10 protein-coding genes are annotated in these 14,375 nt (G+C 67.1%); 8 read left to right on the top strand and 2 right to left on the bottom strand.

The genetic code is table 11. The features are described 5' to 3' along the window. Nucleotides 1–2 precede the first annotated feature (2 nt). Nucleotides 3–755, bottom strand: a complete 753-nt coding sequence (locus tag AB4120_RS04835) for a maleate cis-trans isomerase family protein (protein ID WP_144195641.1) — start codon at nt 753–755, stop codon at nt 3–5. Nucleotides 756–1,087: 332 nt separating this feature from the next. Between AB4120_RS04835 and AB4120_RS04830 the strand changes: the two genes are divergently transcribed. From AB4120_RS04830 to AB4120_RS04815, 4 genes are all read left to right on the top strand, one after another. Beyond that, the gene (locus AB4120_RS04830; protein WP_149136126.1) at nt 1,088–2,248 is read left to right on the top strand and encodes an FAD-dependent monooxygenase; all 1,161 of its coding nucleotides are present in this window, start codon (nt 1,088–1,090) and stop codon (nt 2,246–2,248) included. A gap of 89 nt (nt 2,249–2,337) precedes the next feature. After that, nucleotides 2,338–2,847 (top strand): (2Fe-2S)-binding protein, encoded by a 510-nt coding sequence (locus tag AB4120_RS04825; RefSeq protein WP_149136127.1) that lies wholly within the window; start codon nt 2,338–2,340, stop codon nt 2,845–2,847. 8 nt (nt 2,848–2,855) lie between these two features. Next, nucleotides 2,856–5,729, top strand: coding sequence for a c-type cytochrome (locus AB4120_RS04820; protein WP_441641908.1), 2,874 nt, complete (start codon nt 2,856–2,858; stop codon nt 5,727–5,729). Nucleotides 5,730–5,962: 233 nt separating this feature from the next. Next, entirely contained in the window at nt 5,963–7,312 is a 1,350-nt protein-coding gene (locus tag AB4120_RS04815) for an MFS transporter (protein WP_441641907.1), read from the top strand. Nucleotides 7,313–7,364: 52 nt separating this feature from the next. On the opposite strand, the gene AB4120_RS04810 is transcribed toward AB4120_RS04815, so the two are convergent. Then, a complete protein-coding gene (locus AB4120_RS04810) occupies nt 7,365–8,597 on the bottom strand; it encodes an MFS transporter (RefSeq protein ID WP_441641906.1) in 1,233 nt (410 codons plus the stop codon). Between the two features lie 138 nt (nt 8,598–8,735). Here AB4120_RS04810 and AB4120_RS04805 point away from each other — a divergent pair, with 138 nt between their 5' ends. The 4 genes from AB4120_RS04805 (at nt 8,736) to AB4120_RS04790 (ending at nt 14,328) form a co-directional block, all read left to right on the top strand. Then, a complete protein-coding gene (locus AB4120_RS04805; RefSeq protein WP_441642014.1) occupies nt 8,736–9,467 on the top strand; it encodes a hypothetical protein in 732 nt (243 codons plus the stop codon). A gap of 168 nt (nt 9,468–9,635) precedes the next feature. After that, entirely contained in the window at nt 9,636–10,832 is a 1,197-nt protein-coding gene (locus AB4120_RS04800; protein WP_149136130.1) for an acyl-CoA dehydrogenase family protein, read from the top strand. Nucleotides 10,833–10,846: 14 nt separating this feature from the next. Continuing rightward, the gene (locus AB4120_RS04795) at nt 10,847–11,986 is read left to right on the top strand and encodes an acyl-CoA dehydrogenase family protein (protein WP_441641905.1); all 1,140 of its coding nucleotides are present in this window, start codon (nt 10,847–10,849) and stop codon (nt 11,984–11,986) included. 347 nt (nt 11,987–12,333) lie between these two features. After that, nucleotides 12,334–14,328 carry a gamma-glutamyltransferase family protein gene (locus AB4120_RS04790; RefSeq protein WP_441642013.1) on the top strand — a complete coding sequence of 665 codons (1,995 nt, stop codon included), beginning with the start codon at nt 12,334–12,336 and terminating at the stop codon, nt 14,326–14,328. Nucleotides 14,329–14,375: the final 47 nt, after the last annotated feature.

Below are 14,375 nucleotides of genomic sequence, written 5' to 3'. Positions count from 1 at the left end.
TCCTAGTAGGCGCCCGACAGCAGCGTGCCGCCGCCCGGCACCACCGCCTCGAGGTCCAGTTCCTTGAGCAGCGCATAGGTGGTGGCAATCGCGGCCGTGATCACGGGCTTGCCGGTCATCGCCTCGACCTTCTCCACCACCGGCAGCGACGGCATCTGCACGCAGGCGGACAGCACCACGGCGTCCACATCCTTCGTATTCATCTCCGCCACGATGCCCGGCAGGCGGGACGGGTCATGGCGGCCGACCTCCAGGTTGTCCGGGATCTCGAGTGCACGCCACTCCACCACTTCGAAGCCCTCATGCTCGATGTAGTCGACCACCAGTTCGGTCAGCGGCTTCATATAGGGGGCGACCAGCGCGATCCGCTTGGCGCCGATCACCTTCAGGGCATTGACCAGCGCCCCGGCACTGGTCACCACCGGCGCCAGGCCGCCATTCTCTTCCGTGCGGGACTTCAGACGCACCTCCGACTGGCGGTGGTAGCCACGGCCCATCGACATGATGGCGACCAGACAGGCATAGCCGAGCACATCGACGCGGGCATCGCTGAGCTCCAGCGCGCAACGGTCCGATTCGGCATCCATGGCGGCCAGCTCTTCCTTCTTGACCGTCTTCATGCGCATGCGGCTGGAATGGAACGTGAAACGTTCCGGGCGCACCAGCTGGCGGGCGGCCAGCATGGCGGGGATCTCGGTTTCCATGGTGGTGTTGGAACTCGGGACGATCTGACCGATCCGGAAAACTTTCTGCACTTGTGACTCCATCGACTGTGTTGTCTGTCTACCCATCCGCCTCTGCTGGGCGGGACCTATGGCGCACGCCTTGGCGCCTTTCAGGAAATTCTAGTGTACACACCTTATTTTTACAACAAGACTTATCGCCTCGAAACACGCACTCATTCAGTGCCTGCTGAATGAATGAATCCCGCTATTGGCGCATTATTTCGCCATTCGTGGGCATTCAATTAAATATGACGAACTTGCATCAGGGTTTTCCATAGGCACGGTGAAAGTCATCTTTACTTGGATTTTTATGGTGTGTACACTCGATTTCACGGTGACAGACCAACTTCAGGAGAGACGTCGTGCAAGGCAATACTCGGATCGCGGTTATTGGTGCAGGCCTGGGCGGGACGGCAGCGGCCGCCCTGCTCCAGCGTGCTGGGTTCAACGTGAAGCTGTATGAGCAGGCGCCAGGCTTCTCCCGGCTGGGCGCCGGCATTCACGTGGGGCCGAATGTCATGAAGATCCTGCGGCGCATCGGCATCGAGGACGCAATGAACCAGATGGGCTGCCACCCGGACTACTGGTACAGCCGCGACTGGAACACCGGCGAGGTGATCGCCCAGATCCCCTTGGGCGACTACGCGCTGTCGCACTACGGCGCGAGCTACCTGACCGTGCATCGTGGCGACTTCCACGCCCTGATGACCGACGCCGTGGAGCCGGCCCGCCTGGCCTTCAACAAGAAGCTGGAACGCGTGGAAGACCTTGGCGACGTGGTGAAGCTGACGTTCACGGACGGCACGGTCGAGGAAGCCGACATCGTGATCGGCGCGGACGGCGTCAATTCCCGCATCCGCGAGCACCTGCTGGGCGCCGAGCCGCCCAAGTACACCGGCTACGTGGCGCACCGCGCCGTGTTCCCGATCTCGCGCGTCAAGGGCTTCACGCACGACCGCTGCACCAAGTGGTGGTCTGACGACCGCCACATGATGGTGTACTTCGACACCAGCAAGCTCGACGAGATCTACTACGTGACCGGCGTGCCCGAGCCCGAGTGGGACATGAGCCGGAGCTGGGTGCCGAGCAGCATCGAGGAGATGCGCGCGGCCTTCGACGGCTGGCACCAGGGGGTGCAGTCGCTGATCGAAGGCACCGTGGAAGTCACCAAGTGGCCGCTGCTCGAACGCGACCCGCTACCGCTCTGGAGCCGTGGCCGCCTGGTGCTCCTGGGCGACGCCTGCCACCCGATGAAGCCGCATATGGCGCAGGGTGCGGCCATGGCGATCGAGGACGCCGCCATGCTCACGCGCTGCTTCGTCGAGGCCGGCCTGCAGGACCACGCCTATACGTTCGCGCTCTATGAGGCCAACCGTGCCGAGCGCGCCAGCAAGGTTCAGAAGGTATCGCACGACAATACGTGGCTGCGTACCAACGAGAACCCCGACTGGTGCTTCGGCTACGATGTATTCTCCGTACCGCTGCGCGAGCCGGCGGCCCGGACGGTTGCCGCGGCAGCCTGAGTTTCGCCCCTGGTAGCGGCGCCGCGCAGATCCCTTCAGGGACGAGCGGCGCCGGCACGAATTGCAACACTAACGCCCCCAGACACTTGATGGCCACGCCCCGCCCGATCGTGTTGCGCGTGAACCGGGATACGCAGGAAGTCTGCGTAGACCCGGCAACGCCGTTGCTATACGTCCTGCGCAATGACCTTGCCTGCAATGGCCCGAAGTACGGCTGCGGGCTGGGCCAGTGCGGGGCGTGCACGGTACTGATCGACGGTCTGGCCGCCCGGTCATGCATCGTGCCGGCCAGCGCCGCCGTGGGCCGGGCCGTGACCACGCTCGAAGGACTGGGCACGCGCGCGGCACCGGACCCGGTGCAGCAGGCCTTTATCGAGGAACAGGCCGCCCAGTGCGGCTATTGCCTCAACGGCATGATCATGAGCGCCAAGGCGCTGCTGGCTGCCAATCCCGATCCGTCCGAGAACGAGATTCGCGAGGCGCTGCGCTTCAACCTGTGCCGTTGCGGCACGCACGTAGAAATCCTGCGCGCGGTGCAACGCGCCGCCGTGCTGCAGCGCGAGGCCCACGCGCACGCGGAAATCGAGGGCATCCGATGAATGCCCGGATGAACGCCTCCGCAGGCGAGCCGATGGACATTGCGGCGCCAACTGGCATGCTCCACGGCCATGCCGTGCGGCCGGCGGCGGGCATGGGCCGACTGACCGGCTTCGATGCGGACGCCGCGCGCCGCTGTGCGGGTGTGGTCGATGTGGTGGTGCGTGGCAACTTTCTGGCCGTTGTCGCGGCGATGCCGGAGCAGGCGCATGCCGGAGCCGTGGCGCTGCAAGCCCGCTGGGAGACACCGCGCGACGCCCTCACCACCCCGCCGCAGATGCGTGCCGTCACCTCGCACGGAAACGCCACGCAAGTGCTGGCGCAAGGCGCCGGGCGCGTCGATGCCACCTATCGCTGGCCGCTGGCCAGCCCGCGGGCGGATGCCTGCGGCAGCGCCGTCGCCGACTGGCAGCACGGCGCGCTGCATGTGTGGGTCGCCTGCACGCAGCCCGCCGCGTTGCGGCTGGAGCTGGCCGCATTGCTCGACATTGCCGCCGAGTCCATCCTCATCCTCTGCGACCCTGACCCACCGGCCTGGCACGACGCCTTCTGCGCCCGTCAGGCCGCCGCCGACGCGGCGCTGATGGCGCACGCCATCGGCCGCCCGGTACGTACAACGTTTCGTGCCGCCGAGCTGGGCAATGACGGCCCGAAGCTGAGGCTCGACGTCAGCGCCACCCTCGCCCCGGCGTCGGCCTATACGATCGCCGCGACCGCCACGCCCGGGGCGGGCAGCCCGCTCGCCCTCACGCAGACAGGCCGCGCCGCGCCCTACACCGAAGCGTCCGGCGTGGATCCGGGCCTGGTGCCGCCGTATGCCGTGGAACACCTCGACGTATCGGCCGCGCAGCCGCTGGGCGTGCCCCCGGACATCGCCGCGCGCGGGCAGGTCTTCGCGCATGAATCCCATCTCGACGGACTGGCGGCCCAGGCCGGCATCGACCCCGTGGCGCTGCGCCTGCAATGGCTCGATGACCGCACGGGCAGCGGCCTGATCACGCGGGTGGCCGAGCAATCTGGCTGGCAAGGCCCGCTGAAAGGCCACAAGGACGCCACGGCAGGCGTGCGGCGCGGGCGCGGCTTTGCCTATGCCAGCGTGATCGACATGGAAGACGGCCGGCCCGCGCGTACGTGGTCGGCCTGGGTGGCCGATGTCGAGGTCGACAGCCGGACCGGCGATATCCATGTCACGCGCGTCACCGTCGGGCATGAGCGGGAAGACATCGCGTCGCGCGCCAAGGCGCCGGCCGCGACGCTGCCCGACGACATTGCCACCGCCACGCGGCAACTGACCACCGGCGGCCAACGCTACGACGACTGGGGCGATGGTGCGCCCGCCGAGACCTCGCCCGCCCTGGCGGCTGACGGGGCCGGCCACGACCTTGCCCCGCAGACCCGTGTCGACATCGTCGGCACGCTGGCGGGTGGTGCCGCCGCTACCCTGCCGGCCGCCGCCGCCGTGGCCAATGCCATTCACGACGCCACCGGCGTGCGCCTGCTGGAGCCACCGTTCAGCGCCGGGCAGATCCGCCAGGCGCTCGCGCACAAGCCCAGCGCGAACAAGTCGCCGCGCAAGCGCGCCTGGCTGCTGGCCACCCTGGCGCCGCTGACGGCGCTGGCCGGCCTGTGTGCCACGGTCCTGCCGTGGCGCGCGCCCATCGCCCCGGTGGCGCCGGCCGGGCCCGGCCTGTATTCGGCGGCGACCATCGAGCGCGGCCGGCTGGTGGCCGCCGCCGGCGACTGCGCGGTGTGCCATACGGCACCAGGCGGCACGCGCAATGCCGGTGGGCTGGCGCTCGAAACGCCGTTCGGCACCGTCTATACCACCAACATCACGCCCGACGCCGAGACCGGCATCGGCAACTGGTCCTACGCGGCGTTCGAGCGCGCCATGCGCGAAGGCATCCATCGTGACGGCCGCCGGCTCTATCCGGCCTTCCCGTACACGGCGTTTGCCAAGGTCAGCGATGCCGACATGCAAGCGCTCTACGCCTACCTGATGGCCGCCGAACCAGTGGTAGCGCGCCCGCCCGAAACGCAACTGGCGTTCCCGTTCAACGCCCGGCCGCTGCTGGCTGGATGGAACATGCTGTTCCACCGCAACGAGCAGTACGTACCGGACACCTCGCGCTCCGCACAATGGAATCGCGGCGCGTATCTGGCCGACGGCCTGGGCCACTGCAGCGCGTGCCACTCGCCGCGCAACGCCCTGGGCGGCGAGCGGGGTGGCAAGGCCTATCTGACCGGCGGCGAAGCGGAGGGTTGGGAAGCGCCGGCCTTGACGGCACTCTCGAAGGCACCGGTGCCGTGGACCGAGGACGACCTGTTCCAGTACTTGCGCACTGGCTTCGCCGCCCGACACGGTGCCGCGGCGGGCCCGATGGCCCCGGTGGTGGAGAGCCTGCGTGAACTGCCGGAAGGCGATGTGCGCGCAATCGCCCACTACGTTGCATCGCTCAACCCGGCCTCGCCCACGCAGGCGGCCACGCCGCAGGTCGCGGCGGCGCAGGTGGCGGCAGTAGAGGCCCGCAGCGCCGCAGCCGCCCTGCGGCTCTCCGGCACGACGGACCGGCTGTACCAGAATGCGTGCGCGGTATGCCACCAGGGCAACGCCGGCGTGCCGCAGTTCGGCGAGAAGCCTTCACTGGCCCTGAACAGCAATCTGCACAGCGCGCGCCCGGACAACGTGATCCAGGTCGTGCTGCATGGTGCCTCGGCACCGCCGCACGCCGGCATCGGCTATATGCCCGGCTTTGCAGACAGCCTCGACGATGCCCAGGTAAGTGCGCTCGTGCACTACCTGCGGGAACGATTTGCACCGGACCAGCCCCGCTGGGATGGGGTGGAAGACACCGTCGCGAGGATCCGCAAGTCCTCGCATTGATGCAGGCCGTAGAGAAGCACAAGCAGCACACAGAATCGATGCCAAATCGATCACATGACGGCTGGCGCGGACTTTGCGACAACGCAGAGCCGCCCGGCGGCCAGATCCCGGGTAGACAAAGCACGGCGAAGACGCCATAAGGAGCGACAATGCAATCCCCGTATCAAGACACCGAGGCTGCCCTGCCCCCCGTGGCGGCCCCGACATCCGCTACGTACCGCAAGGCTCACCCCATGGGCGACACTTCCGATCGATCCGCTGGCCACACCTCGGCTGCCGCTGTGTCCCTGGAGAACGGCATCGAGGCGGCTGGCGTGGGCAAGTTCCAGTATCGACTGTTCGTCATCTTCGGGCTGGTATGGCTGGCCGACGCCATGCAGGTGCTGTCCATCGGCTTCAGCGCCCCGTCGATTGCCAAGACCTTCGGCATCACCGTGCCCCAGGCGCTGCAAACCGGCACGTTCTTCTTCGTCGGCATGCTGGTGGGGGCGTTCTTCTTCGGGCGCCTGGCAGACCGTATCGGCCGGCGGCCAGTGCTGATGATGGCGGTGGTCATCGACGCGCTGTGCGGCGTCGCCTCCGCCTTCGCACCGCACATGACCTGGCTGCTGGTGCTGCGCCTGCTCACAGGGATTGGCGTCGGCGGTACGCTGCCTGTCGACTACACCATGATGGCGGAATTCCTGCCGCGTGATCGCCGTGGCCGCTGGCTGGTCCTGCTGGAGTCCTTCTGGGCGCTCGGCACCATCTGCCTGGCCCTGCTGGCGCTCGCGGCCCTGGCTTATGGCGATCAGGCGTGGCGCGTGATCTTCCTCGTCACCGGCGTGCCTGCGCTGATTGGCGTCATCCTGCGCTTCTATATTCCGGAATCGCCGATGTTCCTCAACCGGAGCGGCAAGTCCGACCAGGCGCGCAAGGTGCTGGAGCGTGTGGCGAAGGTGAACGGCAGGCAGGTAGACATCCCGCCGCTGCAGGCGGAGCACGTCGAGCCCAAGTCGGTCTTCGCGCTGTTCTCCGGCGGTCTGCGCCGTCGCAGCCTCGCCCTGCTCGCGGCGTGGGCGCTCATCTCGATTGCGTACTACGGTGTGTTCGTCTACCTGCCGATCAAGCTCGGCGCCGAAGGGTTCGCCTTCATGCGCGGGCAGGTGTTCCTGGTGGTTCTCGCCATCGTCCAGCTTCCCGGCTTCGCGTTGTCCGCTTACGGCGTCGAGCGCTGGGGCCGCAAGCCCACCCTGATCGGATTCCTGCTGCTCAGTGCGGCCGGCTGCATGCTGTACAGCTTTGGCACCGATCCCATCGTGGTGGTCGGCTCAACCCTGCTCATGAGTTTCTCGCTGCTGGGTACGTGGGGCGCCCTCTATGCCTTCACCCCCGAGGTCTATCCCACCGACCTGCGGGCGACGGGCATGGGCACCTGCGGCGCCGTGGCGCGCTTCGGCGGACTGTTCGCGCCCGCGATCATCGCCCCGGTAATGGCCACGCATTTCACGCTGGCGCTGGCCCTGATCTCCAGCATGCTGCTCGCCGGTGCATTCGCCATCGGCGCCGTCAACGTGGAGTCGAAGAATCGCGCGCTGGACTAAGGCGACGGAACAGGCGGCCCGCCCATGGCCGCCCATGGCCGCCTATTCCAGCCTATTCCGCCTGGGGTACCAGATGTGGGGACGGCGTTCTCGGAAGCAGCGCGAAGGCGATCTGCATCAGCCCCACGGTCAATCCCAGGCCAGCGCCCACCTTCCACGCGAGAGCATAGTTGTGCATCAGGTCGTAGAGCCAGCCGCCCCCAAAGGCGCCAACAAAGCTGCCGATCTGGTGGCTGAAGAACGCCACCCCGGCGATCATCGCCTGCCAGCGCAGGCCGAACGTCTGAGCGATCCACCCTTGCACCAGCGGCGATACGCCTAGCCAGAGAAACCCCATGACCCCGGCAAACACCAGCGTGCTTTCCGGGGTGGGCAGCGTGTGGAAGAACCAGATGAAACCGAGGGACCGGCAGATATAGATGCCGCCGAGCAACAGCAGCTTGTTGACCCGCCCACCCGCCCATCCGAAGAACAGGCTGCCCAGTACGTTGAATCCGCCGATCATGCCGAGCGCCTTGGCAGACAGCATCGGGTCCATGCCGCAGACATCGAGGTACGCGGGAAGGTGCGTCGTCAGGAACACCAGCTGCATCCCGCAGACGGTGTAGGCCAGCGCCATGACTACGAATGGCGGATGCCGCAGCGCGCCCATCAGGGCCTGACGGCCGCTCAGCTCCGGCTGTGCCCGTGCGGGCGCCTGGCGCGATGTGTCAGTGCGGCCAGCAAACCAGGCGGCGGGCAACATCACCAGCGCCAGCAGCACAAAGGCCGCCACGCCCATGCGCCAGCCCCATTCGCTGGCGATGCTTTGCCCCAGCGGCGCAGCGATCATCGCCCCGAGCGAGCCGCAGGCCGACACGCAACCGAGCACCAGGCTGCGCACCTGAAGGCTCACGGCGCTCGATGCCGCAGCCATGGCCATCGCCGTGCCCGTGGAAGCCATCGCCATGCCGATCAGCACGCCGGCGCCCAGTACGACCGCCCAGAGGTCGTGGGACGTGGCAAGCAGCACCAGCCCGATCAGGTACAGCAACGCGCCGCCGACCATCAGGGGGCGGAATCCGGTTCTTACCGCCAGCGCGCCGGCAAACGGCTGCAACACGCCCCAGGTAAGGTTCTGTACCGCCACGGCGATCGTGAAATCGCCCACGGAAATCCCGATGTCGCGCGTCAGCGGCGGCACGAAAATGCCCAGGCTCTGCCGCAGCCCCATGGCGAGCGACAGCATGACCGAGGCACCAATCAGGATTGGCAGGGCGGGACGCAGCGAGGCGAGACGGGACATGCGGGGGCTCTTGTTATTAGCGGCCTGCGTGCAGGCCGGAAGTACCATTTTCGTTGAATCGTCAATGAAAATACATCCTCGGGAATACCGATGAAGCGCTGCCCTGCAGAATAGAGGCGCCGCATTACACTCTTGGCCATGCACCCCATCTCCCGCCCCTCTCCAGTCCCCCTCATTTCCTATTTCTGGAGTGACGATGCCATCCGCAGCCGGAGTGTGAGTAACGTCGTGTTATCCGGTACGGTCGAGATTCCCGAGCCGCCCGCCCGCCTGCGCGCGGATTGGGCGCGGGAAATCGCGTCCAATATGTCGCTGGAAACCGGTGACGTCGAGCCGATGTCCCTGCCACGAGCCCGCATGCGCTGGCCCGATTACCCGGACTGTGTACAGGCGGTTTCAGATTGGGCGAGCAGGTTCGGCATGCCTTTGTCGAACGACATCGCACTCATGGCTTGCCGCGGCGCGCGGTATCACCATGATGGAGAGCAATATGGCGGCCTCGCCTTCTGCAATCTCTTCCTGAGCGAGGACAAAGGGCTGGACGTCCATTTTCCAGCGCTGGATCTTCGCATCCCCCTGCGCCGGGGGACGGTAATGATCTTCGATACCTGCCAGCCGCATGGCGTGATTCGGCGCGGCAGCCATGGCTTCGATCTGGCCGACTTTCCCGCGGACCAGGATTGGACACAGCTATTTCTAACCTGGGAGCTTCCGGTCGAAAGTGCCCATGTCGAACAGGCGCTCCACGTGAAGTTCGATATTGACCCGGCCACCGCCGCGACGGTGAACGACGAGCAAGTGCGGCTGCATGGCGAAAAGGTCGATGTCCGCCACGACTCCGGCCAGTGGCGGCCCGTGGCGGCCAGCTGACTGACCGCCTCAGTCGCCGGCTGCGTCGAACGCCTGCCGTATCCCCGATACCTGCTTCATATCGGTCACCTCGACCTCGCCCCTACCCATGTCGGGGAGGGTGGCGGAAGGGGTCCGGCCGCTATGCTCGTCCCCCTGATCCGACCAACAGCCAGCAGGGAGCCGTGCATGGACTTGCGATTCACCCGAGCCGAACTGGATTTCCGCGAGGAAGTCCGCGCCTTCGTGCGGAGCCACCTGCCCGCCGACATCGCCGACAAGGTCCGCAACCACCAACGTCTGGGCAAGGACGACTTCGTGCGGTGGCATCGCATCCTCCAGGCGCATGGCTGGGGCGCGCCGAACTGGCCGGTCGAGTACGGCGGCACGGGTTGGAACGCCCTGCAACGGCTGATCTTCGAGATCGAGACCTTTAACGCCGACGCCCCGCGTCTGCTGCCGACCGGCCTGGCCATGATCGGGCCGGTGCTGCAGAAGTACGGAAACGCCGCACAGAAGGCCCACTTCCTGCCGCGCATTCCGACCATGGAGGACTTCTGGTGCCAGGGCTACTCGGAGCCCGGCGCGGGGTCCGACCTCGCCTCGCTGAAGATGCGCGCCGTGCGCCAGGGCGACCGCTATATCGTGACCGGCCAGAAGACGTGGACGTCGTATGCACAATACGCCGACTGGATCTTCTGCCTCGTTCGCACCGATGGCGAGGCGAAGCCCCAGGACGGGATCTCGATGCTGTTGATCGACATGAAGAGCCCCGGGGTGACGATCCGCCCGATTACCACCCTCGACGGCGGCCACGACGTCAACGAAACGTGGTTCGAAGACGTGGAGGTGCCGGTCGAGAACCTGGTGGGCGAGGAGAACCGTGGCTGGACCTACGCCAAGTACCTGCTGGGCCATGAGCGCACGTCCATCGCGGGGATCGGCCATTGCCATCGCGAGATGCGCCTGCTCAAGCACTACGCCACCCAGGCTACCGACGGCAAGGGCCGGCGGATGATCGACGATGTACGCATGCGCGACAAGATCGCCCGGCTCGAGATAGACCTGATGGCCATGGAGATGCTCCTGCTGCGCGTGGCCACGCAGGAAGGTGGCCGTGGCCCCGGTCCGGAAGCCTCGATCCTGAAGATCCGCGGCTCCGAGCTGCAACAGGACATCGCCATGCTGCAACTGGAAGTTGCGGGCCCGAATGCGTGGCCGTACGCGCCGGCGTGGCGCGAGGCGGGTGTCGTGCAGCCGCTCAGCGGGCCTGACTGGGCATCGCCGGCTGCGGCCACCTACTTCGATATGCGCAAGACGTCGATCTACGGCGGCGCCAACGAGGTGCAGAAGAACATCATCGCCAAGATGATCATCGGATTCTGAAGGGAGACACAGTCATGGACTTCCACTACAGCGAAGAACAGCAGATGCTGGCGGACAGCCTGCGGCGTTTCGTCGAGGCCGAATATCCCTTCTCCCGGCGCCGGGAGATCGCCCGCCACGGCGGCGCGTTCGATCGGGGCATCTGGGCGGCGCTGGCGGAGATGGGTGTGCTGGGCCTCACCGTGCCGGCCGACTTCGGCGGCTTTGGCGAAGGCCCGGCCAGCCAGTTGGTGGTGCACCGGGAACTGGGGCGCGGGCTGGTGTCCGAACCCGTGATCCCGAGCGCGGTGGTCGGCACGGCCGTGCTCGGCAAGCATGGCAGCGCGGCGCAACAGGCGGCATGGCTGCCGGCGCTTGCCAGCGGCGAGCGCGTGCTCGCCCTCGCCTATCTCGAACCGGGCACGCGCTACCGACCGGACGCCGCCCAGGCCACGGCCGTGCATGACGGCGACGGCTACCGGCTCGATGGCGTCAAGTCGCTGGTCTGGCATGGCGATGCGGCGGACACCTATCTGGTCAGCGCACGGCTCCCGTCGCCCGAGGGCGATCTCGCGCTGTTCCTGGTGCCACGCGATGCCGAAGGGCTGCACGTCACCAGCTATCCGACCATGGACGGCCTGCGCGGCGCCGACCTGCGGCTGCAGGGCGTGACGGTGCCAGCCAGTGCGCGGGTAGGCAACGAGGATGCTGGTCTGGCCGCGCTCGAACATGGTCTCGACCACGGCATCGCGGCACAATGCGCCGCAGCGGTGGGCGCGATGGAGCGCCTGATCGAACTGACGGGCGAATACCTTCGCACGCGCAGGCAGTTCGGTACGCCGCTCGCCACGTTCCAGGCCTTGCAGCACCGCATGGCCGAGATGCTGGTGCACAAGGAGCTCGCCTTGTCGATGGCGTACGTGGCGGCGCAGGCGCTCGACGAGACCGATGCCGCCGCGCGCAGGCGCATGCTCGCCGGCGCCAAGGTGGTGGTGGCCCGGGCGGCGCGTTTCGTCGGCCAGCAAGCCGTGCAACTCCACGGCGGCATGGGCATGACCGACGAACTGGAGGTCGGCGACTACTTCAAGCAGCTCGCCATGGTGGACGTATTGTTCGGCGATACGGACTTCCACATGGAGCGCTACGGCGAGGTCATGGCAGGCGCGCCCGACTGACCGCCCACGAAACGTGGCTTGGCGCACTTGCATATCGATAGTTGTGTACTACGCTAGACACTTCCCCCATAAAAAGTGTCTAGCGCGTCATGACTGACACCGACTCGTCGTAGCGCCACCCTCCCCCCATCCGGTTCTCCAATCCGCATCCCCCCGACAGGTCGCCCCGTCGGGGGACGGGGTCGCTTTTCGCGTTGTTTCACATCGCAGCCAATCACGCGCCGCCAGGGCCAGGGCACGCCCGTGCGCGACGACATGCCAACGCCCAACCAGCTAGCAGCACCGCAGTCCGAGCCCTCGGGCTTGTTCTTTCACGTCGTAGTTTCGGAGGAAAGATCGTGTTGCGCATTCAGAAAACCCCGCTGGCGCTGGCCACCGCCATTGCCATTGCCAGTACCCTGCTGATCGCCTCGTGCGGCGGCAGCGACGACAGTCCCGCCACACCCCCCACCACCCCAACCACCCCACAGGCCGACACCAGTTGCCAGGTACTGGCCAGCGACGGCAGCACGGTCGTGGTGGGATCGAGCCAGCCCGGCGACCCGTCCCTGCCCGAGCCAGCGTCCGGCTATCGCACGGGGCTCAAGCCGGTCTACGCGAAGACCTACATGGTGTCGTCGTCCAACGCCTATGCCAGCGCGGCCGGCTGCGCGGTGCTCAAGAAAGGCGGCAGCGCGGCGGATGCCGCGGTGGCCGTGCAGTCCGTGCTGGGGCTGACCGTGCCGGAAGCCACCGGCATGGGCTCGGGCGGCTTCATGCTCTACTACGACGCCCGCACGCGCGCCGTGCAGGCCTACGATGGCCGGGAGTCGGCGCCCGCCGCCGCCACCGAGAACTATCTGCGCTATATCGACGACGCCACCAACACGAACCCGCCCGTGCCGAGCGCCCGGGCCAGCGGCCGTTCGATCGGCACGGTCGGCATCCCACGCCTGATCGAACGCGTGCAGAAGGAGCACGGCAAGCTCGCGTGGAAGGACCTGTTCGGCGACGCCATCACGCTGGCCACCAACGGATTTCCGATCGGCGGACGCCTGGCCGCCGCCATCCAGAGCAATGCCACCTCACTCAGGCGCGACCCGGAGGCGCTCGCCTACTTCTTCAACGCCGACAGCACGCCCAAGGCGCTCGGCACGGTGCTCAAGAATCCGGCCTACGCCAACACCCTGACGCAGATGGCCGCCAACGGCGCCAATGCGATCTACACGGGCCAGATCGCCAGCGACATCATCGCCAAGATCGGCACGACTGCCGCCACGGACGGCTCGCCGATCACCCCGGGCAAGACCACGCTGGCCGATCTGGCCAACTATCAGGCCAAGCAGCGCGACCCGGTCTGCATCACGTACCGCGCCTACTGGATCTGCGGGGCGCCGCCGCCGACGTCGGGCGGCATCACGGTGCTGTCGGCGATGGGGATTCTGGAGAACTTCGACCTCGCCGCACTGAAGCCGAGCGCCATCGACGGCGAAGGCGGCAAGCCCACCGTGCTCGGCGTGCACTTCGTCAGCGAAGCCGAACGGCTGGCCTACGCCGACCGTGACAAATACGTGGCCGATACCGACTTCGTTCCCCTGCCCGGCGGCTCGGCCAACACCATGCTGAACAAGCCGTATCTGGCTTCCCGCGCGGCGTTGATCTCGCCAACCGTCAGCATGGGCACGGCCACGGCCGGGAACCTCGGCTCGGTGCCACTCGGCGTGGCGTCGCTGATCGAGCATGGCACGAACCAGTTCACCATCGTCGATGCTGATGGCAGCGTGGTCAGCGCGACCACCTCGGTCGAATCGAGCATGGGCTCGTTCCACATGACCAATGGCTTCCTGCTCAACAACCAGCTGACCGACTTCTCGGCCCAGCCGACTGACAGCGGCGGTGTACCGGTGGCCAACCGGGTGCAGCCGGGCAAGCGGCCGCGCAGCTCGATGGCGCCGACGATGGTGTTCCGTCAAGCCGCCGATGGGTCGATTGGCGACTTCCTGATGGCCACCGGCTCGCCGGGCGGCGGCACGATCCCGCAATACGTCGTGAAGACGCTCGTGGGCGTGCTCGACTGGGGGCTCAACGCCCAACAGTCCTCGGGACTCGTTGACTTCGGCGCCAGCAACAACCCAAGCACCACCGTCGGCGGCGAGCATCCGAATATCGACGCCACGAACAACGGCGCCAACGATCCGCTGGTCACGGGCCTGCGCGCCCTGGGTCATACGGTATCGATAGGCGCGCAATCGAGCGGGGTCAATACGGTCCTGCGCAGCCAGTCTGGCGGCGCGGCGGTGTGGATGGGCGGCACGGATCCGCGCCGCGAGGGGGTGGTCCTCGGGGATACGTTCAATCCCTGACTGGTATGGCGGTATGGCATGAGGGGGGAGCGGCTTGCGCCCCTCCC

The sequence above is a fragment of the Cupriavidus sp. 2KB_3 genome (genome assembly GCF_052115685.1).
Classification (GTDB): domain Bacteria; phylum Pseudomonadota; class Gammaproteobacteria; order Burkholderiales; family Burkholderiaceae; genus Cupriavidus; species Cupriavidus campinensis.
This window is presented reverse-complemented; position numbering and strand designations above follow the sequence as displayed.

Coding starts and splice junctions, on each gene's coding strand:
- AB4120_RS04825 (WP_149136127.1), top strand. CDS start 2,338: ATGGCCACGCCCCGCCCGATCGTGTTGCGCGTGAACCGGGATACGCAG.
- AB4120_RS04820 (WP_441641908.1), top strand. CDS start 2,856: ATGAACGCCTCCGCAGGCGAGCCGATGGACATTGCGGCGCCAACTGGC.
- AB4120_RS04815 (WP_441641907.1), top strand. CDS start 5,963: ATGGGCGACACTTCCGATCGATCCGCTGGCCACACCTCGGCTGCCGCT.
- AB4120_RS04810 (WP_441641906.1), bottom strand. CDS start 8,597: ATGTCCCGTCTCGCCTCGCTGCGTCCCGCCCTGCCAATCCTGATTGGT.
- AB4120_RS04805 (WP_441642014.1), top strand. CDS start 8,736: ATGCACCCCATCTCCCGCCCCTCTCCAGTCCCCCTCATTTCCTATTTC.
- AB4120_RS04800 (WP_149136130.1), top strand. CDS start 9,636: ATGGACTTGCGATTCACCCGAGCCGAACTGGATTTCCGCGAGGAAGTC.
- AB4120_RS04795 (WP_441641905.1), top strand. CDS start 10,847: ATGGACTTCCACTACAGCGAAGAACAGCAGATGCTGGCGGACAGCCTG.